General features: G+C 69.8%; 18 protein-coding genes and 1 riboswitch. Of the genes, 8 read left to right on the forward strand and 10 right to left on the reverse strand.

What is annotated here, in order from left to right; translation table 11 throughout:
- Positions 1-12: 12 nt before the first annotated feature.
- The gene (locus AC07EQ_RS13045; RefSeq protein WP_478388182.1) at positions 13-417 is read right to left on the reverse strand and encodes a hypothetical protein; all 405 of its coding nucleotides are present in this window, start codon (positions 415-417) and stop codon (positions 13-15) included.
- Between the two features lie 220 nt (positions 418-637).
- On the opposite strand from AC07EQ_RS13045, the gene AC07EQ_RS13050 reads away from it, so the two are divergent.
- Positions 638-1813 carry an MFS transporter gene (locus AC07EQ_RS13050; protein WP_478388183.1) on the forward strand — a complete coding sequence of 392 codons (1176 nt, stop codon included), beginning with the start codon at positions 638-640 and terminating at the stop codon, positions 1811-1813.
- Between the two features lie 162 nt (positions 1814-1975).
- Here the strand turns inward: AC07EQ_RS13050 and AC07EQ_RS13055 are convergent, their stop codons facing one another.
- Both AC07EQ_RS13055 and AC07EQ_RS13060 read right to left on the reverse strand, forming a co-directional pair.
- A complete protein-coding gene (locus AC07EQ_RS13055; RefSeq protein WP_478388184.1) occupies positions 1976-3994 on the reverse strand; it encodes a putative cobaltochelatase in 2019 nt (672 codons plus the stop codon).
- A gap of 32 nt (positions 3995-4026) precedes the next feature.
- Positions 4027-4198: riboswitch (cobalamin riboswitch) on the reverse strand.
- Positions 4199-4423: 225 nt separating this feature from the next.
- Positions 4424-4891 carry a GNAT family N-acetyltransferase gene (locus tag AC07EQ_RS13060; RefSeq protein ID WP_478388185.1) on the reverse strand — a complete coding sequence of 156 codons (468 nt, stop codon included), beginning with the start codon at positions 4889-4891 and terminating at the stop codon, positions 4424-4426.
- A gap of 190 nt (positions 4892-5081) precedes the next feature.
- Here AC07EQ_RS13060 and AC07EQ_RS13065 point away from each other — a divergent pair, with 190 nt between their 5' ends.
- The 4 genes from AC07EQ_RS13065 to AC07EQ_RS13080 are packed head-to-tail and all read left to right on the forward strand — an operon-like array spanning position 5082 to position 10799.
- Positions 5082-5534, forward strand: a complete 453-nt coding sequence (locus tag AC07EQ_RS13065; protein ID WP_478388186.1) for a YbaB/EbfC family nucleoid-associated protein — start codon at positions 5082-5084, stop codon at positions 5532-5534.
- A gap of 20 nt (positions 5535-5554) precedes the next feature.
- Positions 5555-5863 (forward strand): type VII secretion target, encoded by a 309-nt coding sequence (locus AC07EQ_RS13070; RefSeq protein ID WP_478388187.1) that lies wholly within the window; start codon positions 5555-5557, stop codon positions 5861-5863.
- A 2-nt stretch (positions 5864-5865) separates the two neighbouring features.
- Positions 5866-10305, forward strand: a complete 4440-nt coding sequence (locus AC07EQ_RS13075) for a DUF6531 domain-containing protein (protein ID WP_478388188.1) — start codon at positions 5866-5868, stop codon at positions 10303-10305.
- A gap of 8 nt (positions 10306-10313) precedes the next feature.
- Positions 10314-10799 (forward strand): SMI1/KNR4 family protein, encoded by a 486-nt coding sequence (locus AC07EQ_RS13080; protein ID WP_478388189.1) that lies wholly within the window; start codon positions 10314-10316, stop codon positions 10797-10799.
- A 52-nt stretch (positions 10800-10851) separates the two neighbouring features.
- Here the strand turns inward: AC07EQ_RS13080 and AC07EQ_RS13085 are convergent, their stop codons facing one another.
- Together AC07EQ_RS13085 and AC07EQ_RS13090 are read right to left on the reverse strand one after the other, a co-directional pair.
- The gene (locus AC07EQ_RS13085; protein ID WP_478388190.1) at positions 10852-11460 is read right to left on the reverse strand and encodes a DUF4291 domain-containing protein; all 609 of its coding nucleotides are present in this window, start codon (positions 11458-11460) and stop codon (positions 10852-10854) included.
- A 52-nt stretch (positions 11461-11512) separates the two neighbouring features.
- Entirely contained in the window at positions 11513-12328 is an 816-nt protein-coding gene (locus tag AC07EQ_RS13090; protein ID WP_478388191.1) for a S1 family peptidase, read from the reverse strand.
- A gap of 291 nt (positions 12329-12619) precedes the next feature.
- Here AC07EQ_RS13090 and AC07EQ_RS13095 point away from each other — a divergent pair, with 291 nt between their 5' ends.
- Entirely contained in the window at positions 12620-13252 is a 633-nt protein-coding gene (locus AC07EQ_RS13095; protein WP_478388192.1) for a LysE family translocator, read from the forward strand.
- Here the strand turns inward: AC07EQ_RS13095 and AC07EQ_RS13100 are convergent.
- Positions 13166-14392: an MFS transporter gene (locus AC07EQ_RS13100; RefSeq protein ID WP_478388193.1), complete on the reverse strand. Its 1227-nt coding sequence runs from the start codon at positions 14390-14392 to the stop codon at positions 13166-13168. The two genes, AC07EQ_RS13095 and AC07EQ_RS13100, sit on opposite strands and share 87 nt — an antisense overlap.
- A 219-nt stretch (positions 14393-14611) precedes the next feature.
- Here AC07EQ_RS13100 and AC07EQ_RS13105 point away from each other — a divergent pair, with 219 nt between their 5' ends.
- The gene (locus tag AC07EQ_RS13105; RefSeq protein WP_478388194.1) at positions 14612-15517 is read left to right on the forward strand and encodes a LysR family transcriptional regulator; all 906 of its coding nucleotides are present in this window, start codon (positions 14612-14614) and stop codon (positions 15515-15517) included.
- A gap of 57 nt (positions 15518-15574) precedes the next feature.
- Here AC07EQ_RS13105 and AC07EQ_RS13110 read toward each other — a convergent pair whose 3' ends face one another.
- The 4 genes from AC07EQ_RS13110 to AC07EQ_RS13125 form a co-directional block, all read right to left on the reverse strand.
- Complete coding sequence (locus AC07EQ_RS13110; protein WP_478388195.1) at positions 15575-16381, reverse strand: S1 family peptidase; 807 nt, start codon at positions 16379-16381, stop codon at positions 15575-15577.
- Positions 16382-16920: 539 nt separating this feature from the next.
- Entirely contained in the window at positions 16921-17832 is a 912-nt protein-coding gene (locus tag AC07EQ_RS13115; protein WP_478388196.1) for a D-isomer specific 2-hydroxyacid dehydrogenase family protein, read from the reverse strand.
- 70 nt (positions 17833-17902) lie between these two features.
- Positions 17903-18499, reverse strand: a complete 597-nt coding sequence (locus AC07EQ_RS13120) for a bifunctional 4-hydroxy-2-oxoglutarate aldolase/2-dehydro-3-deoxy-phosphogluconate aldolase (RefSeq protein WP_478388197.1) — start codon at positions 18497-18499, stop codon at positions 17903-17905.
- 2 nt (positions 18500-18501) lie between these two features.
- The gene (locus AC07EQ_RS13125) at positions 18502-19506 is read right to left on the reverse strand and encodes a sugar kinase (protein WP_478388198.1); all 1005 of its coding nucleotides are present in this window, start codon (positions 19504-19506) and stop codon (positions 18502-18504) included.
- A 171-nt stretch (positions 19507-19677) separates the two neighbouring features.
- Here AC07EQ_RS13125 and AC07EQ_RS13130 point away from each other — a divergent pair, with 171 nt between their 5' ends.
- Positions 19678-20223: a YbhB/YbcL family Raf kinase inhibitor-like protein gene (locus tag AC07EQ_RS13130; protein WP_478388199.1), complete on the forward strand. Its 546-nt coding sequence runs from the start codon at positions 19678-19680 to the stop codon at positions 20221-20223.
- Positions 20224-20265 lie beyond the last annotated feature (42 nt).

Genomic DNA, 20265 nt, shown 5'->3' on the forward strand with positions numbered 1-20265 from the left:
CAATCCCCGTTCTCAATCCCGCACGCCAACGTTGCCAGCGTTGCCCTCGTCGACTTCCCGGTACGATTGAATGCCCTTCTTGATCGCTTCGATCACTTGCGGCACTCGCTCTTTCATCTGCAAGATCAGTTCTTCATAGGAACGACCGTCGCCGCCCGCTACAACCTGTTCGTTGAAGTCGGCGATAGCCTGACCTGCTGGGCTATCGCCCAAAGGGGTCCGGTACTTCAGGTTGGACAGCTCTCTCTGAATATCCAGCAGCGCGCCGTCCTGGAAGTCCTGGAAGACCCTGATCAGCTCGTCGCCTGCCTCCGGCGTGACCTGGAAGCCGCCGCTGTTGGCCGCGCTGATGATGCCCTGCATGGCGTCGTTCGTGGCGGCGAGCCCGGCCGCCGCCGATCCAATCGACCCCGTCATCGCTTCTCCCCAGAAGTTCGTCTTTCCCCGCAGCGCGACCGAACCTAGCACCGCACCCCGTGCGCGAACGCTGATACGAGACAAATCCGCAATACCTCACCCGCTTGATCGCCCCCAATGGCCTAATGCCACCGATTCGATGGTGGCCGAGCTCACGGGGCTCTGGAACGGTGCAGGCGACGATCATGGATGGTCGTCCCAGTCAGCGAGGAGTCGCCCGATGCCGACCAGGCCGCCGCTGGCGCTGTCCTTCGCCGCGCTGATCTCCAACTTCGACCGCTTCGCGGTCACCCCGATGCTGCTGCTGATCGCGCTGGCGATGGACGAGCCGCTGGCCGCGGCGGTCGCCGTCGCCAGCGGCTACTTCCTCGCCTACGGCCTTTCCCAGCCGCTGTGGGGTTTGCTGTCGGACCGCTTCGGCCGGCTACCGGTCATGCGCGGCACGATGCTCGCCGCCGCGGCGGGCGGGGTGGTTTCCGCACTGGCGCCGAACCTGACCGCGCTGGTCGTGGCGCGCGTGGTCACCGGCGCGTGCATGGGGGCCGTCGTCCCCGCGTCACTGACCTACGTCGGCGACACCGTGCCGCAGGAGCACCGGCAGGGCGCGCTTTCCGATCTGATGGCGGCCTCGGCGATGGGCACGGCGCTGGCGACCGCCGTCGGTGGACTGCTGGCCGGTTTTCTGGACTGGCGCGCGGTTTTCGCGCTTCCTGCCGTTTGCGCCGCGGGTTGCGTCGTCCTGCTCCGCAAGCTGCCGGAGCCGGAGCGGGCTCAGGCCCAGGGTGTGCGCAGCCACCTGATGGCGGTGCTGACGAATCGTTGGGCTCTGCTGGTCTTCGGGTTGGTTTTCGTCGAGGGCGCGGTGCTGCTGGGCACCATGACGTTCCTGGCGTCGGCACTGGTTCACGAGGGCGTGGACGTCGCGGTGGCCGGGCTCGCCACCGCCGCGTACGGCGTCGGCGTGTGGGTGTTCTCCCGGCTGGTGAAGGTGTTGGGGCGGCGCTTGGCGGTCTGGCAGCTGATCGCGATCGGCGGCGCCTCGATGTTCGTCGGCTACCTGGTGGTGACCGCCACCACGAGCATCGCGACGGTGGTGGTCACGGCGTTGCTGCTCGGCGGTGGTTGGTCGTTCATGCACTCGTCGTTGCAGACCTGGGTGACCTCGGTGGCCCCGGAGGCCAGGGGCACCGCCGTGGCGTTGTTCGCGTCGGCGTTGTTCCTGGGCAGCGCGGCCGCATCGGCGGCGGCCGGCCATTTCGCGGAGCGCGGCTCGTACGGCCTGATCTTCGGGATCGCCGCCGCCACGGCGGTTCCGCTGCTGATCGTCGCCGCCGCCTGCCGCCACCGCTACCAAACCCGCGTCGTCGCGTCCCCGGTCGGCGACCGGGCCGCGTGAGGCGCGATTAAAAGAGCCCCCGCACTCGACCGGCCTGGGGGTTACCGGGAGCGCGGGGGCATCTTGCGGGTCCACCCCTGGGGGTCAGGTGGACGGCGTCACCGTACCAATCGGTCGGGTGGGCCAGAAGACGGAACGCCGGATCTCGTAATCAAAACGAGATCAAGCGGCGCGGGGCCGCTCGTCCCGGACCGCGCGGACGACGCCGGCGACGTTGTCCGCGGACAGCTCCTCCAGCCGCAGGCAGGGACCGCCCAGCGCGGCCCCGAGCCGGCCGGCCAGGCCGAGCCGGACCGGTCCGTTCTCGCAGTCCACCACGACGGACGCGACGCCGGCCTCGGCGAGCAGGCCCGCCGAGCGCAGCGCGTCATCGACGGCGCGCTGCGTGCGAATCCGCCCGGTGAGCCCGGAATCCAGCGGCACGGTGGCCTTTCCGTCGGTCAGCAGCACGACCAGGGCCCGGCGCTGCGGGTCCCGCATCCGCTCGGTCTGCACCACCCGGTGCACGCGCAGCAATCCGTCGGCCAGCGGCGTGCGGCCACCGGTGCGCAGCCGGCGCATCCGCGCGGCCGCGATGTCCACAGAGGACGTCGGCGGCAACGCGAGTTCCGCCGAGTCGCCGCGGAAGGTCACCACGCCGACCTTGTCGCGCCGCTGGTAGGCGTCCCGCAGCAGCGACAGGACGGCGCCGCTGACCGCCGACATCCGCTCCCTGGCGGCCATCGATCCCGACGCGTCCACCGCGAACAGCACCAGGTTCCCCTCGCGCCCCTCCCGGATGGCGCGCCGCAGGTCGTCGCCGCGCAGCACCAGCCCGGGGCCGCTGCGCCCGCGCGTGACCTGATGCGGCGCCGCGGCGGCCAGCGTGGCCGCCAGGTGGATGCCGTGGCCCTCCACAGTGGATGCCCCCGTCGTCCGGCCGCTCCGCGCCCGGGACCGCGACCGCCGCCCCGGCGCGCCGTCGCCGAGCCCCGGCACCTCCAGCAGCCGCGCCTGGAACGCCGGCGCCGGCGCCGCCGGCGGCCGCTCCGCGGGCGCCCGGTCGTCGCTGCGCTCCTCCGAGCCGTCGGCTCCGCCGTCCGGCCCGGTGGGTCCTTCGGGCCCTTCCGGCGGCTGACCGCCGCCGTCCGGGCCCTCCGGCGGTTCGTCGTCGCCGTCGTCGGCGTGCTCCGCCGCCTCGGACAGGGCCTGTTGGAGCTGGTCCTCGTCGATGCCGGGCTCGTCGAACGGGTCGCGGCGGCGCCGGTGCGGCAGCGCGAGCCGGGCCGCCGCCTCGACGTCCTCCTCGGCGACCGCCTCGGCGCCGCGCCAGGCCGCGTGCGCTGTGGCGGTACGCGCCAGCACGAGGTCGGCTCGCATGCCGTCGACGTCGAAGGACGCGCACAGCGCGGAGATCCGGCGGAGCTCGGCGTCCGGGAGGTCCACCGAGTCCACCCGGGCGCGGGCGGCGGCGATCCGCTCGGCCAGTTCAGCGTCGGCGTCGGCCCACCTCGCGGCGAACCCGGCCGGGTCGGCTTCGAACGCCAGGCGGCGGCGCACCACCTCGGTCCGGGTCGTCACATCCCGCGACGCGGCGACGTGCACGGTGAGGCCGAACCGGTCGAGCAGCTGCGGGCGCAGCTCGCCCTCCTCGGGGTTCATGGTGCCCACCAGCAGGAATGACGCCGCGTGCGACACCGAAACGCCTTCCCGCTCGACGTGCGCGCGGCCCATCGCCGCGGCGTCCAGCAGGAGGTCCACGAGGTGGTCGTGCAGCAGGTTCACCTCGTCGACGTAGAGCACGCCCCGGTGCGCGGCGGCGAGCAGGCCGGGCTGGAAGGCGCGGACCCCTTCGGTCAGGGCGCGTTCCAGGTCGAGCGAGCCGATCAACCGGTCTTCGGTGGCGCCGACGGGGAGTTCGACGAGCTGGGCGGGTCGTTGCGCGGCTTCGGAGCCGTGCGGGCCGTCCGGGCATTGCGGGTCGGCGGCCTGCGGGGCGCAGCCGAAGCGGCAGCCGGTGATCACGTCGAGCGGCGGCAAGAGCGACGCCAGCGCACGCACCACGGTCGACTTCGCCGTGCCCTTCTCCCCTCGGACGAGCACGCCGCCGATGGCCGGGTGCACGGCGTTGAGCAGCAGCGCCAGCCGGAGGTCGTCGTGGCCGACGACGGCGGAGAAGGGGAAGCGCGGGGCAGCGGTCATGCCGGTGTTCCTTCCTCGGGGTTCGGACGCCCCGGTGGCGGGAACAAGGGGCGGCAGTGTCCTGACTCCCGGATCACCGCGCCCCTCCGGCCTTCCCAGGTCTCCCCGGTGGCTCGCGAGGGAGGGCCGCTCCCCGGTCACAGTGGCGCCGACCGTGCCGGATTCCCACCGGCTTCCTGGCGCACCCCTTGCATTCGGATCAAGGTGCATCGTCGCAGAACCGGCCCGGCGGACCAACCGGCCGCGGCGGCGACGAGACCAGCACCACTGCGGCCGGGGCCCGCGGGGTGGCGATCTCGCGCGAAAACGCCGTCCACTGTCACCGGCGGGCGGCGTGCAGCCCGTCGGTGATGTAGCGGTGGAAACAGGCTCTGGACGCGGGGAGCGCGACAGCCCGGATGGCGGAGGTCAAATCCCGAGTAGCGCCGATCACGCCCGCCGGCGGGGCTCCCGGCGCATGTCGACGTGCGGGATGCCGTCCTCGAGGTATTCCTCGCCGTCCTCGACGAAGCCGAAGGAGCGGTAGAACTCCTTGGCGTGGGCCTGGGCGGCGAGCACGGCAGGCGTGTGCTGCACCTCGGCGACCGCGGCGCGCATCAGCTTGCGCCCCAGCCCCAGCCCGCGCGCGCTCTTGGCGGTGCAGACCCGGCCGATGTGGAACGTGCCGTCGGGGTCTTCCAGCAGCCGCAGGTAGCCGAGCACGTAGCCGTCGGCGGAGTCGATCCAGAAGTGGCGAGTGGTCTCCTCCAGGTCGCGACCGTCCAGCTCCGGGTAGGGGCATTCCTGTTCGACGACGAACACGTCGACGCGCAGGCGCAGCATCCGGTAGAAGTCCTCGGCGTCCAGATCCGCGGTGTAGGCGCGGTGGACGGCGGTCGCGAGCGGCTGGAGGGTCACCCTTACCTGGATATCACAGCGAGGTCTCAAAACCCTCATCCACCAGCACCGGGAGTAGTCAACGCCACTCCTGCCGACGGTGGGCGGGCGCTGCTCTGTTCGGGCCAGTTTCGCACCGAAGCGCTGACCCGCCGCCGACGCCGCGGCTAGCCTGCGCGAGATCGGGAACCGAGCGGTCATGGGGGATTTCGTGAGCGAACCTGTCTTCGGCGTCGACGGCGCGCGAACCGAGGAGGAGATCAGGCGCTGGGCCGCCGGCATCCAGGCGAAGGCCGACCGCTACCAGCAGATGCAGCAGGAGGTGACGGCGGTCAAGGCCACCGCGGAGTCCCGCGACGGGGTGGTGCGGGTGACGGTCGACAGCGCCGGCGCGGTCACCGACCTGCAGATCACCGACGACGCGCGCCGGATGTCCGGCGCGGGTCTGGCGGAGTCGGTGCTGACGACGATGCGGCAGGCCCAGGCGGGCATCCGGGACCAGGTGGCCGAGGTCATGTCGGCCACGGTCGGCGACGACACCGAGACCGTCAACGCGGTCGTGTCGGCGTACCGGGAGCGCTTCCCCGATCCCGAGGCCGAGGACGGTGCGGAGCGCCGGCCACCCGACGACGAAGACTTCGAGGACGACTCCTACCTGCGCTGACCGTCGCCTGGGGGATGACGATGACGAACGCATTCGACGTGTCGCCGGAGGAACTCCGGTCGCACGCCAGCAAGCTCGACGCGCTTTCCGATCAGCTGAAGACCGCGTTGGACGCGGCGAACCAGGTCACGATGGGCACCGAGGCCTACGGGGTGATCTGCTCGTTCTTCGTGCCGATCGTGCAGGCGGTCTCGCAGCCGGGGGTCGACGCCCTGTCCACCGCGTCGGAGTCCATGAGCGACCAGGCCGGCAACGTCAAGGACACCGCGCAGACCTACGAATCCGGTGACCAGGCGAACGCCGACGGCTTCTCCGGCTGGGAGGTGTGACGATGGCGGACAACCCACTGGTCGCGCAGCGTGAGGACTCCACCACCGCGGTGAGCGGCATCGGCATCCTCGAGTCCGTCGGCGACCTCCAGTCCGGCATCGAATCGGGTTCCTGGTCGGAGATCGCGCTCGGCGCGGCCGGCGCGGGCCTGGAAGCGCTGTCGATGGTGATGGACCCGGTCGGCACGCTGGTCTCGTACGCGGTGTCCTGGCTGATGGAGCACGTCAAGCCGCTGTCGGACGCCCTGGACTGGCTGGCCGGCGACCCGGATCAGATCTCCGCCTACGCGCAGACGTGGGGCAACGTCGCGAAGTCGGTGGAGCAGGTCGCGGCCGATTTCACCAACGAGGTCAACAACATCACCGGCACCTGGACCGGTGAGGCGGCCGACGCCTACAAGAACGCCACGACGAAGCAGGCCGAGCAGATCAAGGCGGCGGGCGGCGCGGCGAACACGATCAGCACGGTCGTCGAGATCGTCGGCGTGCTGGTCGGCATCGTCCGCGAGCTGGTGCGCGACCTGGTCGCCGAGTGCGTGGCGGCGCTGATCACCCGGATTCCGCGCTGGATCGCGGAAATCGGCGGCACCCTCGGCATCGGCACCCCGGCGGTGGTCGCGGAAGCGGCGGGGTTGATCGCCAAGTGGGTCAGCAAGATCTCGGACGTCATCACCAAGCTGACCCGCTCCCTGAACAAGCTGCAGCCGCTGCTGAAGAAGCTCGACGAGATCTGGGAAGGCATCAAGGACGCCCTGAAGGGCCTCCGAAAGGTCGACGGCCCGGCCGGCACGAGCCCGTCCAGCGTGGACGCCCCGAGCCCCAAACCCGACGCCACCCCCAACTCCCCCGACACGTCCCCGTCGAGCACCTCTCCCGACAGCACGTCCTCAAGCCCGGACGGCACGTCGCCGGACAACCCGAAGTCCAAGAGCGAAGACGGCAATCTCCAGAACAAGACCGACGACCCGGAGACCCCCAACCGCGACGAGGGCAACCGGAAGTGCGAGAACGACCCGATCGACGTCGCCACCGGAGAGATGATCCTGCCGCAGACCGATGTGGAGATCGCGGCAGTTCTCCCGCTGGTGCTGAAGCGGACACACCTGTCCTCGTACCGGGTGGGACTGCACTTCGGCCCGTCCTGGACGTCCACCCTGGACCAGCGCCTGGAGGTCGGCAGCGCGGGCGTGTCCTTCGCCGCCGAAGACGGAAAACTCCTGTTCGGCCCGAATCCCGCGGTCGGTTCGACCGTCCGGTTCGAGGGCTCGCGCAACACGCTCACCAGGCATGAAGACGACGGCTACACGCTGACCGAGATCGAGTCCGGTAGGCGCTACCACTTCGCGCCGGGAAACCGCGTCCTCCCGCTGACCAGCATCACCGACCGCAACGGCAACCGGATCGAGTTCGACCACGACGCCGGCACGCCGGTGGAGATCCGCCACACGGGCGGCTACCGAATCCGGGTCGAGTCCGAGAACGACCTGATCACGGCGCTCTACCTGCGCGAAGCGGACAACGGCGAAGACCTCCTGCTGATGCGCTACGAGTACACCGACCAGCGCCTGACGGGCGTGGTCAACGCCTCGGGCCTACCGCTGAAGTTCGAGTACGACCAAGCGGGCCGGATAACCAGCTGGACGGACCGAAACGCCCACTGGTATCGCTACACCTACGACCGCCAAGGCCGCTGCATCGGCACGGAAGGCTCCGGCGGCTTCCTGACGGGAACGTTCGAGTACGAAGAAGGAGTCACCCGCCTCACCAACTCCCTCGGCCACGTCACAACGTTCCGCCTGAACGAAAAGCGCCAGGTGGTCCGCGAAATCGACCCGCTCGGCGGAGAAACGCTGTCCGAGTGGGATACCTACGACCGCCTGGTCTCCCGGACGGACCCACTCGGCCGCACCGTCCGCTTCGCCTACGACGACGCCGAGAACCTCGTCGCGGTCACCCGCCCGGACGGCGATCAAACCCGCTTCGAATACAACGACCTCCGCCTGCCGATCACCGTCATCACCCCGGACGGCTCGATCTCCCGCCGCGAGTACGACGAACGCGGCAACCTGACCAGCATCGTTGACCCGTTGGGGGCGGTCACGCGCTACAGCTACGACGAGGACGGGCGTCTCACTGCTGCAACCGACGCGCTCGGAAGCACCCGACGAATCGAAACAGATGCAGCCGGGCTGCCGTCGTCGGTGACCGACCCGCTCGGCAGCACCGCGCGATACGAGCGCGATGCCTTCGGCCGTGTTAGGGCGATCGTCGACCCGCTGGGCGGAACCACCCGGTTCGGCTGGACGGTCGAAGGCAAACCAGCGTGGCGCACATTGCCGAACGGGGCCACCGAGCGGTGGATCTACGACGGCGAGGGCAACCTCCGCACCCACGTGAACGCCCTGAAGCAGGAGACGCACACCGAAGTCACCCACTTCGACCTTCCATCGGTCGAGGTCAAGCCGGACGGAACCCGCCTCGAATTCACCTACGACACGGAACTGCGCCTGATCGGCGTTACCAACGAGCAGGGGCTGGTCTGGCGCTACGACTACGACCCGGCCGGAAACGTGGTCCGCGAAACCGACTTCAACGACCGAGTCGTCACCTACCAGCACGACGCGGCTGGGCAACTCCTCCAACGCACCAACGGCGCAGGAGAGGTCACCTACTTCGCACGTGACGCGCTGGGCAACGTCATCGAGCGCCGGGACAGCTCGAAGACGACGACGTACACCTACGACGAGCTGGGTCGACTCGTCGAAGCGTTGGACACCGACACACAGGTCACCTTCCACCGCGACCCGCTCGGACGAGTCCTCTCCGAAACGATCAACGGCCGAACGGTCTCCTCGGCCTACGACGCGCTGGGCAGGAGAACCCACCGCCGCACACCATCAGGCGCGGAAAGCATCTGGGAATACGACGCGAACAGCCGCCCAACTGCACTGCACATCTCCGGCCGCACCCTCCGCTTCGGCTACGACGCGGCAGGCCAAGAGATCCAACGAGCCCTCGGCCCGAACACCGTCCTGTCCCAGGTGTGGGACGCCAACCACCAACTGCTGTCGCAGGAACTAAACGGACTTGGTGGCCGGCCCATCCAGCAACGGACGTACACCTACCGCTCGGACGGCTACCTGACCGGAATCGACGACCAGCTCACCGGCCCACGCACGTTCGAACTCGACCAGGTAGGTCGGGTCACTGTCGTCCAAGGTGCGGGCTGGACCGAGCGCTACGCCTACGACTCCGCAGGCAACATCGCGAACGCCTCCTGGCCGGTGCCGCAAGGCTCGCCGGACGCCGAAGCAATGGGCGAACGGGAGTACAACGGAACCCTCGTGCGCCGCACGGGAAACGTCCGCTACGAACACGACGCGCAGGGCCGGGTCGTGCTCCGGCAGCGCAAACGCCTGTCCCAGAAGCCCGAAACGTGGCGGTACTTCTGGGACTCCGATGACCGGCTAATCGAGGTTCTCACCCCGGACGGCTCCCGCTGGCGATACCGCTACGACCCCCTCGGTCGCCGCGTCGCCAAGCAACGCCTGACCTCCGACGGTACGCAAGTGGTCGAGCAGACCGAGTTCATCTGGGACGGCCTGGTCCTGGCCGAACAGGCGCACACCGACGGTGTGCCGAACGGCCCCCAACTCGGCGACCGCCGCGTCACCGTTTGGAACTACGAGCCCGGGACCTTCCGGCCGATCACCCAAACCGAACGATCACCACTGCGCCACGCCCCGCAGCAGTGGGTGGACGAGCAGTTCTACTCCATCGTCACGGACCTCGTCGGATCTCCCACCGAGCTGATCAACGACCAAGGCGGCATCGCCTGGTTTCACCGAACAACCCTGTGGGGCAACACAACGGACCAAAGTCGCACAGGCGCTTACACCCCACTGCGCTTCCCCGGCCAGTACCATGACCCCGAAACCGGATTCAACTACAACTTCCAGCGTCACTACGCTGCGGAGACGGGGCGCTACGCGAGCAGCGATCCGTTGGGCTTGGCTGCAGGTCCCAAACATTACGGGTACGCACCGAACCCACTGACCGGCATGGACCCGCTGGGGCTCATGTCTTGCGAAGAGAAGATCGATAACTATCGAGAGGAACACAAAGTTGGCAAGGGGCGGAACATCGCGGTGGCCGACTACGAGATCAATGGGTCGTCCGGCGAGTTGATCGGCACCAGCAGGGCACACCAGTACCCCGGCGCCGTACCGATGTTTGAGAACCCTCGATTCGACGCAGCCCGCGCCTCTGACGCGGAGCACAAGATCCTCGAACACGTAGCGCAAAACCTTGATCCTTCCGCGAGCGGAAGGATACATATAACCTCCGAACGTCCGGTTTGCACGTCCTGCCAGGGCGTCATCGAGCAGTTCCGACGGGCATTTCCTGGAATTGAAGTAACCACCTCCGACCTAGGGCGATAGCAAGGACCATGACAGACAGCCAGACTCCGGAAAACATGAAAGACTTGGCGAGCTTGCTCATTTCCAGCGGCATGGCCACACCCGAGAACATCGTGCCGTGCACTACCAGCGAGGTAGAGGAGGTACGGAAGACCGCAGGAGTTGAGCACCTTCCCGCGCAGTACCAAGATTTCTTGCTGACCATGGGGCGAAGGGCCGGGGACCTGCTCCACGGAACGGACTTCTTCTATCCCAGCATCGTGCAGCTCGCCGATGAGATGCACGAACTTTTGGAAGAATGCGGTGCCGCACACCTGGTCCAGCCTGGATCAGTCTTTCTTGGCATGCACCAGGGCGGTGAGCTTTACTGGATGGAGCCAGGTGAACCATCGGGTCCTGTTTTTCTGTACATCGAAAACGACGACAGCCCACGCCGCAATTGGCCAAGCTTGCGCGATTTCTTGATCACCCAAGCCAAGGAAGAGCAGGCAATTCGCGAAAAATACAATCTTTAAGAAACCCCGCGCTGCCCAGAAGAACACTTCCGCCGCGTCGAAAGGCGCAGCACTATCGGATCGCACCGAGGCGGCGGCCGATGTGCTCTGGGAGCGGGTACGGCGTCTCCACTGGGCGCATTGCTTCTGCCGCTTCCAGGTCCCCTGCCGCCACGAGCTCGGCCGTCCTCCGCATCAGCGGCGTGCTGTCCTCGATCGACACGGTCCAGTCGTCGACGTAGTGGTCGACCGACTCACCGCCTAGTCCTATCTGGATGGACCGGTAGTTCAGCGGGCGGTGGTGGAGGTCGCGTTCCGGGTCCCACTGGATCCGGACCGGGCTCACCCGCTTCGCCTCCGTCCACACCTCTCGGCTGCCGTGGACGTCGGGCTCGTAGTGGCTCAGGCACGCGTGTTCCAGCGCCCGCTCGAAGCCTTCCCGGGTGATCTCCACCGCCAGCACCCGCTCCTGGTCCGGCTTGGTCGCCCAGCCGCACCGGTATGCCATCCACAGGAACGACGGCTTGATCCACGTCATCCGCTCGCGCTTGAACGGCGGCACGAACTTCCCCGCCGCCAGGGCCGCTTCCGCGATTGCCGGCGAATACGCCTGGTACACGGTGATGGTGGACTCCGAATACCGCGCCCGGACGGCGCGGTACGGGTTTTCCTGATCTTTCACATCCCGGATCCTGCGGCAAGGCCGCAGGATCGTTCAACCGAGATTCCCGCGATCACAGCTCGCCGCTGTAGCTCGACAGCCTCGTGTACACGCCCGGCGAGTTCGGCCGGCCGCAGCCCGTTCCGTAGGAGACCACGCCGATCAGGCGGTTGTCCGCCACGATCGGGCCTCCCGAGTCGCCCCCGCAGGCGTCCGTGCCGCCCTCCGGGAATCCCGCGCAGAACATGCTCCGGCCGTCGTAGTTCGGGTAGGCCTTCCGGCACGCTTCCTCGGTGGTGACCGGCACCTCCACCGAGCGCAGGGTGTCCGACGGCGGCCCCGACTCGCTCGTCCGGCCCCAGCCGTAGACCCGGGCCATCTTGCCCGTCCGGTACGGCTCCGTCTCGCCCGCGCCCACCATCTCCAGCGGGCGCTGCGGCATCGGCGTCCGCAGGGTCAGCACCGCCACGTCGTCGCCGCTGGTGTAGTCCCGGAAGCCGGGGTGGACCCAGATCCCCTCGACCTCGCCGACCGTGCCGTGTTCCGTGCGCAGGTCGGTGCGCCCCGCGATCGCCCGAAGATCCTCCGGGGCCCGCTTGGCACCTGTCATCGGCGAGACCACGCAGTGCGCTGCCGTGATCACCTTGATCGGGCTCACCAGGGTGCCGCCGCAGAACTGGCGGCCGTATTCGTCGGTGAGGGCCACGGCCCAGGGCGCGTCGTCCGCCGCGACATCGGTGCCGCCCAGCACCCGCGCTTCGGGGCGTTCTTCGGCGCTCGCCGCGACCGGGTGCAGGCCGGCCAGCGCCGTCACCGCGCCGGTGACCACGAGGCGCAGCAGCGCACCGCCGCGTGCCGCTCCGGTCTTGCGCTCACTGCCACGCCCCACGTCGTGCCTCCAGCCGTCGCCGATCTTGCCGAGCGCACACCGTAGTCACCCCGATACCGGAACATCACGAGGCGCAACTCACACGTCAGCAGGAAAATATTTCGTTAATATGGATGACATCGGGAAATTTTATGGCCCAGGCCGCTACGGGCGGCCACTCATCCTTCCCGATCCATCGCAGGTCCGGAACGCACACAGCGCCGTGCCCGCGAATTGCGCCTGAACAGGTGACAGAACTACGACCGATCAAGTGATCACTGCTGCCGCATGCCGCCGCGAAGGAGGAACGCTGTGCTCCTGGACCTGACCCCGCTGCCCGCATTCCTGCTCGCCAGCATGGTCGTCATCCTCACCCCCGGCGTGGATGTCTTCCTGCTGCTGCGCACGTCGCTGAACTCCGGCCGCCGGGCGGGACTGTTCGCGCTCGCCGGCATCCACACCGCGAGCATCATCCAGGTCGCGGTGGTGATCTCCGGGCTCGGCGCGCTGATCACCAGCAACCCGGCGGTTCTCTCCGTCCTGAAGTGGATCGGCGCCGCCTACCTGGTCTACCTGGCCGCGACGATCATCCGCGGGCTGTGGCTGACCAGGAAGGAATCCGCCGCGGGCACGCTCACCACTGCCCCGCCGGATGCCGCGAACCCCTACCTGCGCGGCCTGTTCAGCAACCTCACCAACCCGAAGATGCTGCTGTTCAGCCTGGCGTTCCTGCCGCAGTTCGTCGGCGCCGCCGCGCAACCGGCGCTGCAGCTGGTCCTGCTCGGCGTGGTCTTCCTGGTGCTGGCGGCGATCTGGGAGCTCACGATCGTGCTCGGGGCCGCCAAGATCGCCACCCGGCTACAGCACCCCAGCGTCGCGAAGTCGCTCGATGTGGTCAGCGCGGCGGCGTTCCTGACCATCTCGGTCGGGCTGGTCGCCGGCTGACACCACGACGCAGGTGACCAGCGCCAGGCCGCCCAGCACCGCCAACACCACCGGCACCGCGACGACGGGCTCCAGCAGGCTGACCACGAGCGGCGTGCAGAAGCCGAGGTAGGCGATCACCCAGAACGCCGCGGTCAGCCTGGCCAGGGCGGACGGTGGCGCGATGCGGCCGACCACGGTCAGGCAGAAGGTCACGCAGAAGCCGTAGCCGATGCCCAGCAGGAGATCCGCGAACAGCCCCAGCCACGGCCGCACCAGCCACGCCGCGACGGCCGCGAACGCGAGCCCGGCGGTCATCGCGAGCAGCCCGACGATCGCCGGTGCGCGCTCACCTCGCTGCGCAACGCGCCGGGCCAGGGGCTGCACCACCGCCCCGAACCCCGGCGCGAGCAGCGCCGCCACTCCGGCGTAGACCAGCTCGAACCCGCGAACCTCGGCGGCGACCTGCGCGGGAAGCACGCCGAATGCCACCGTCGGCCCGACGAACACCCAGAGCGAGACCGGCAGCACCAACCGCCTGAACCGCGGGTCCCGGATGCCGCTGGCCTGCGAGCTGCGCTGGACCTCGCGCGGCCGCGTCTCCGGGCACGACAGCGCCAGCGCCAGGCCCGCGACGCTCAGCACCAGGTGCGGAACATAGGAGATGACCAGTGGGTTCGGCCCCCACTGCGCGATCAGCGCGGACACCAGCCCGCTCACGCTGAACCCCAGCGACAGCAGCACCCCGGCGCGACGAGCCCCCACGCCGTCCTCGACGGCGATGCCGAACGGCGGGTGCGACAGGTCCCGCACCCAGGCGCTGCCCGCAGCCAGGACCGCTCCCGTGCTGACCCCGGCCAGCAGCCGCCCCACCACCAGCCAAGGCGTGGCGATCACCCCGGCCATCAGCGCGGCTGTCCCGGCCACGCTGGTGGCGATCGCGCCGAACACGACCGGTCGCCGGCCGTACCGGTCGCCCATCGGGCCGCCCAGCAGGAGCCCGGGGAGCAGCCCGACCACGTAGAGCACGAGCAGGCCGGTCACGGCCTGCCCGGACAACCCGAACTCGGACTGGTAACCGCCGAGCAGCGAGGAGAACTGATTCGCGCCCCAGCCCGCCGCGGTCAGCAGGAACGCGGCAGGCAACCACTTGTTCCGCACGGCATCGGTTCTATGCCGGTCGAACGTGCGACCGCACCGGCCGTTCAGGATTCGTGAACGCGGCCGTGATCTGCGCCTCGCCATTCCTTCCGCGCTGCGGAAACCCGCCGCGCTTTGGCCCGTTTTGCCGGAAAACGCCGGCTCGGCACGGCGCTTCGCACGCGCCCTGGGGCAAAACGGGCCGGTGCCGCCCCTTCCCGCGCTTCGTACGCTGCAGGCATGGATTTGCGGCGATTGGCGTCGTTCCTGGCGGTCGCCGAAGAAGGCCACTTCGGCAAGGCCGCGACGCGGTTGTTCCGGTCGCCCGCGTCCGTGACGGCGCACGTCCAGCAACTGGAGCGCGAACTCGGGGTGCGGCTGCTCGACCGCTCCCCGGTGCGGCTCACCCCGGCCGGCGAACGGTTCGTCGGGCACGCGCGCTCGCTGCTGGCGGCGATGGACGCCGCGGTCGCGGACGTGGCCGAGGCGGCCGCCGAGTCGACGCTGCGGATCGGCGTGATGAGCAACGGTTCGGCCGAGCTCACCCCCGCGGTGGTGCAGGCCTTCCACCGCGCCTGCCCGGAAATCCGGGTCGAGTTCGTGGCGCTGGACTTCACCGAGCACGTCTCCGCGCTGCTGCGGCACAAGGTCGACGTGGCGTTCGTGCGGCCCGCGCCGGACGACGAGCGGGTAGCGGTGGACGTGCTGACCACCGAGCGGCGGATCGTGGTCGTGCCCGCGTCGTGGGAGCTGGCAGACGCACCGTCGGTGCGGCTGGCCGACGTGCTCGACCTGCCGTTCGTCGCGCTGCCCGACCACACCCCGCGCCAGTTCTCCGACTACCTCTACTTCGCCGAGGCGCGCGGCGGCCTGTCGCCGCACCGCAGCAGCTCGCACGCCGTGACCCCGCACGAGGTCCTGACCACGGCGGCGGCCGGGCGCGGCGCCGGATCGGCGCTGGAATCCTTCCAGCGCTACTACCCCTGGCCGGGCACGGTCTGCGTGCCGGTGCTGGACGCACCGCCGGAGCACAGCGTCCTGGCCGCCCGCGCGGACGACCGCAACCCGGCCGTGCGCACGTTCCGCTCGCTGGCCGCCAGCCTGGCCAGGGAGCTCGGCCCCCGGCTCCGCCTGACCGCCACCTGACGCCCGGCATGACGCGGCCGGGGCGCTGCAGCTGCGCCCCGGCCGCGTCCGTTCGGGTCAGGAACCCAGTTGTGCCTGGACGTCGTCGTGGTAGGTCGCCACGCGGGTGTAGATGCCCGGTGCGTTGGGCCGGGCGCAGCCGTTGCCCGTGGACACGATGCCGACCAGCTTGTTCTCGACCACCAGCGGCCCGCCGGAGTCGCCCTGGCAGCTGTCCACGCCGCCCTGCGGGAGCCCGGCGCACACCATCGCGTCGGACTTGTACTGCGGGTACGCCTTCTGGCAATCCTGGTCGCTGACCAGCGGCACTTCGGCCTTCTGCAGGGTCTGCGACGCCTGGCCGCCTTCGGCGGTGGCTCCCCAGCCGAGCACCGCGGACGTCTTTCCCACTTCGTAGAGCGAGGTGTCCCCCTTGCCGGCCACTGCGAGCGGCTGCTGCGGGAGCTCCTGGTCCAGGGTCAGCACGGCGACGTCGGCGCCGCTGTTGGCGTTCTGGAAGTTCGGATGCACCCAGATGCCGGTGACCTTGGCGACCTTGCCCTCGCTGGTCTGCTTGTCCTCCCGCCCGGCCACGACCTGGACCGTCTCCGGTTTCTCACCGGAGACGCAGTGCGCCGCGGTCACGACCTTGTTGGCCTTGGCGAGAGTGCCGCCGCAGAACTGGTTGCCCTGGGCGTCCGTCAGGTACACCACCCACGGGTGATCGGCGATCTTGGCGGGCTGCCCGCCCACGATCGGTGGGGCCTTCGCCGCCGATGAATCGCGGTCCGACGCGTTCGCCGCCGTCGTCAGCAAGCCCGACGACAGCGTCGCCGCCGCCAGCAGCGCGGCCCCCGACCACATCCGGCGCCTGATGTCTGCCATCACGTTGCCTCCTCCCCCGGAGCCATCGGCACGCCGTCGTTCGACCTGCCACCTCCGGCTCGACCAAGAGTGTCCATGAGAAAGAGGATCAGAACCCGTTTTTGGATACACCTGAGTTAAGCAAGGCAATCCGTTCGGGTGGAAAATCCGCCCATTTACCACCCGAACGGTCTACCTAGACTGTCCAAATAGGACATATGCTACTCGAGCGATCACCGTACCGGGAAGCGAGTAGTCCCACGCTTGCGCGAAGCGCGGTTCCCCAACCGCACTTCGCAATCCCGGGCAAGCCGCACGAAGAGCATCATCGCGCCATCAGCCCCCGCACGCGCGACCAAGCCTGACCAGACAGTCCACTGTGGCCACCATCGCGAGATCGCCCGGTTGCGACACCGCCAGACGGCGAGATCCACTTCAGGTCGGCCGCGGAGGCGTGAGCAGGCGTTCCCCATTTTAGGCAAAACCGGAAAGCCCGCCCCCGCAGCCGCTTCCGGCGGTCACGGAGCGAAAAGTCCAGTCCCAGGCGAAATCGGAAGAGCTCAGTAGCCCGCGGTGAGGTCGACGACGCCGAGCAGCGGCTCGCCGGCGAGGCGCCGCCGGACGTTGTCCGCCACCCGCCGGGCCAGGGCCGGGATCAGCAAGGACTTCGGGTTGGCCGAGTGCGGCGAGATGATCGCGCGCGGGTGCTGGAACAGCGGATGCCCGGCGGGCAGCGGTTCCGGGTCGGTCACGTCCAGTGCCGCGCCGCCGATGCTCTCCGCGTCCAGCGCCGCGACCAGCGCGTCGGTGTCGACCAGCGATCCGCGCGCGACGTTGACCAGCCAGGCGTCGGGCTTCATCAGGGACAGCGCGTCGGCGTCGATCAGCTTCGCCGTCTCGGCCGTGGCGGGCGCGGCCACCACGACGAAGTCCGACTCGGCCAGCACCCGCCGCACCCCGGACGCGTCGTCGGCCGAGCACGTCCAAGCGGCCCCGTCCACCGGCTTCCCGGAGCGGTTCACCGCCAGCACCCGGACACCGAAGGGCCGCAGCAGGTCCATCAACGCCCGGCCGATGCCGCCCGCACCGACGATGCCGACCGTGGCCCCGGTGAGGCTGCGGATGCCGGCCGGTCGCGCCCAGTGGTCCGCGCGGGCCACCACGTGCAGCTGCCGCGCCCCGGCCAGCATCAGGCCGAGCGTGTGCTCGGCGACGGTCTGGGCGTAGGTGCCCGCCGCGGAGGTGAAGGTGATCCCGTCGCGCAGCGCGCCGGCGGTCACCCAGGTCTCGATGCCTGCCGACGGGAGCTGCACCCATTCCAGGCCAGGGTGGTCCAACTCGGCGAACCGCTCGGGGCCGCTGCCGTACCAGACCAGCGCGGACGCCTGCGCCGCCGGGCCGATCTCGGCGCCTGCCCCGATGACGGCCGCCGTGAGCTCCGGCGGGGCGACCGGACCAATGTGGACCTTCACGACTTCTCCATCTCGGCTCGGGCCGGGTCGGCTCGTGAGTGCTGGTTCCGGTAAGAACCGGAACCAGCACTCACGAGCTCTCGACCAGCTTCGCCAGCGCGGGCAACTGCTCGGCATCCTCCAACGCCGAACCGACGGCCACCACGGCGGCCCCGGCGGAGAGGAATTCCGGCGCGTTGCGCGCGTTCATCCCGCCGGTGGCCACCAGCCGCAGCCCGGGGAACGGGCCGTGCATCGCCTTGAACCACCCGGCGCCCAGCTCGGCCGCCGGGAAGGCCTTGACCCACGACAGCCCGAGCCGGTGGGCGTGCTGGATCTCGCTGGGCGTGGCCACGCCGGGCAGGTGCGGCACGCCGAGCTCCGCGCTCAGCCGCACCACGTCGGGGTCCAGCCCCGGCGCCACGGTGAACGCCGCGCCCAGCTCCTTGGCGGTGTGCGCCTGCTCCGTGCTCACCACGGTCCCGGCACCCACCGGCCGGCCTCGCCGCGTCCCGGCCTCCACCGCCGCGCGCAGCGACGGCTCGGCGCGCGAGGTCTCGATCGGCACCTCGACCGCCTCGATGCCCAGGTCCCAGGCCCGTTCGGCCAGCTCGACGGTCCGCTGCGGGTCCATCCCGCGCAGGATCGCCATCACCGGGCCGCTGAAGAGCTCGTCGAAGAAACCCACGATCACTCCCCCCCTTTGGATGCAACACCGCTGGATGCAACACCGCCGCCGAAGCTGAGGTTGCGCCACTGCTCCTCGTCGCAGCCCAGCCATTCCGCCACCGCGCCGCGATCCGGCAGCGGCATGTGGTCCTCGGTGCTGAGCAGGCTGTGCGCGGCCAGGATGTGCCCGAGCCGCAGGCAGCGGATGCCGTCCTCGCCGCGCAGCACGCCGGAGAGGTATCCGGCGGCGAAGGCGTCACCGGCACCCACCGGCTCGACGACCTGGACCGCCGGGGCGGGCACGATCACCGTCTCGGTGCTCAGGGCGTAGGCGGCGTCGGCACCGTCCTTGACCACGACGACGTCCGGCCCGTCCAGGAGTTTCCGCACGTCCTCGGCGGTTTCCACGCCCCAGAGGGTGGCCGCCTCGTCCAGGCCGACGAACACCACGTCGGCGAGCTGGGCGAGCTCGCGCAGCCGCGGACCGGCCTGCTCGACCGGCCACAGCGCCGGGCGGTAGTTGACGTCGAAGGTGATCCGGGCGCGGCGCTCGCGGGTCAGCAGCCGCCGGACGAGCCGGTCGCAGCCGTCGGACAGCGCCGGGGTGATACCGCTGAGGTGCAGCAGCCGGGGCGCGTCGAGCCGCTCGTCGGCCAGGAAGTTCTCGTCCATTGTGGACGCCGCCGAGCCCGCCCGGTAGTAGTAGACCTTGGTGCCGGCGGGGCCGGGATCCTTGAAGTAGACGCCGGTCGGCGCGTCCGGGCGCACCTCCACCAGGCCGGTGTCCACCCCGGCGGCGGCGATGACCGCGAGCATCCGGCGACCGAGGGGATCGTCGCCGACCCGGCTCGCCCAGCCGACGCGATGGCCCAGCGCCGCCAGGTGGATGGCCACATTGGACTCGGCGCCGCCGGCCGAGAGCGTGAACGTCCGCGCCTGCTCCAGGGACACCGGGACGGCCGGGGCGACCAGCGACATCGTCTCCCCCAGGCACAGCACCTCGGGGTCGTTGCCGGACTCCGCCACCTTCGCCTCCTCGGTCCCGCGGCATTCGTCGCCGGACAGCTTAACCGCTCGATGCTGCGAAATGCACATCCCCGTTGCACATCTTGCAACGCACTGGTTCCGGCTCGCGCACCGGCGGCCAACTAGGCTGGGAATCCGGTGATCACACCCCAGGAAAGGGAGGATGCTCGAATGAGCTTGGAGCGCCCGATCGATCCGGACCCGTACTCGCTGCTGCCCGCGGTTCCGGCCTTCACCGTCACCTCCGACGACGTGACCGACGGCCGGCCGATGGCGCAGGCCCACGCCTACGACGGCATGGGCGCCGACGGCGAGAACCGCTCGCCCCAGCTGCGCTGGACCGGTTTCCCGGACACCACCAAGAGCTTCGTGGTGACCTGCTTCGACCCCGACGCGCCCATTCCCGGCGGCTTCTGGCACTGGACCCTGGTGGACGTGCCCGCCGACGTGACCGAGCTGGCCGCCGACGCGGGCAACCGCAACGGCCACGGCATCCCGGCCGGGGCCTTCCACGTCGCCAACGACCTCGGCGAGCACGCGTTCGCCGGCGCCGCCCCGCCGCCCGGCGACCGTCCGCACCGCTACTACTTCGTGGTGCACGCGGTCGACACCGAGAAGCTTGGCGTGGACGAGAAGGCGAGCCCGGCGGTGGTCAGCTTCAACCTGGCCTTCCACACCGTCGCCCGAGCCGTTCTCACTCCGACGTACCAGCACTGACGTTCTATGGACCGCGCTCGCCCTGCGTAGCGGTGCGGGTGG

This window comes from Saccharopolyspora sp. NPDC045839, from assembly GCF_056431645.1.

What these genes read in the sequence shown, in the direction of transcription:
- AC07EQ_RS13130 (WP_478388199.1), top strand. Translation starts at nt 19,678, where the DNA reads ATGAGCTTGGAGCGCCCGATCGATCCGGACCCGTACTCGCTGCTGCCC.
- AC07EQ_RS13080 (WP_478388189.1), top strand. Translation starts at nt 10,314, where the DNA reads ATGACAGACAGCCAGACTCCGGAAAACATGAAAGACTTGGCGAGCTTG.
- AC07EQ_RS13045 (WP_478388182.1), bottom strand. Translation starts at nt 417, where the DNA reads ATGACGGGGTCGATTGGATCGGCGGCGGCCGGGCTCGCCGCCACGAAC.
- AC07EQ_RS13070 (WP_478388187.1), top strand. Translation starts at nt 5,555, where the DNA reads ATGACGAACGCATTCGACGTGTCGCCGGAGGAACTCCGGTCGCACGCC.
- AC07EQ_RS13055 (WP_478388184.1), bottom strand. Translation starts at nt 3,994, where the DNA reads ATGACCGCTGCCCCGCGCTTCCCCTTCTCCGCCGTCGTCGGCCACGAC.
- AC07EQ_RS13110 (WP_478388195.1), bottom strand. Translation starts at nt 16,381, where the DNA reads ATGGCAGACATCAGGCGCCGGATGTGGTCGGGGGCCGCGCTGCTGGCG.
- AC07EQ_RS13105 (WP_478388194.1), top strand. Translation starts at nt 14,612, where the DNA reads ATGGATTTGCGGCGATTGGCGTCGTTCCTGGCGGTCGCCGAAGAAGGC.
- AC07EQ_RS13050 (WP_478388183.1), top strand. Translation starts at nt 638, where the DNA reads ATGCCGACCAGGCCGCCGCTGGCGCTGTCCTTCGCCGCGCTGATCTCC.
- AC07EQ_RS13075 (WP_478388188.1), top strand. Translation starts at nt 5,866, where the DNA reads ATGGCGGACAACCCACTGGTCGCGCAGCGTGAGGACTCCACCACCGCG.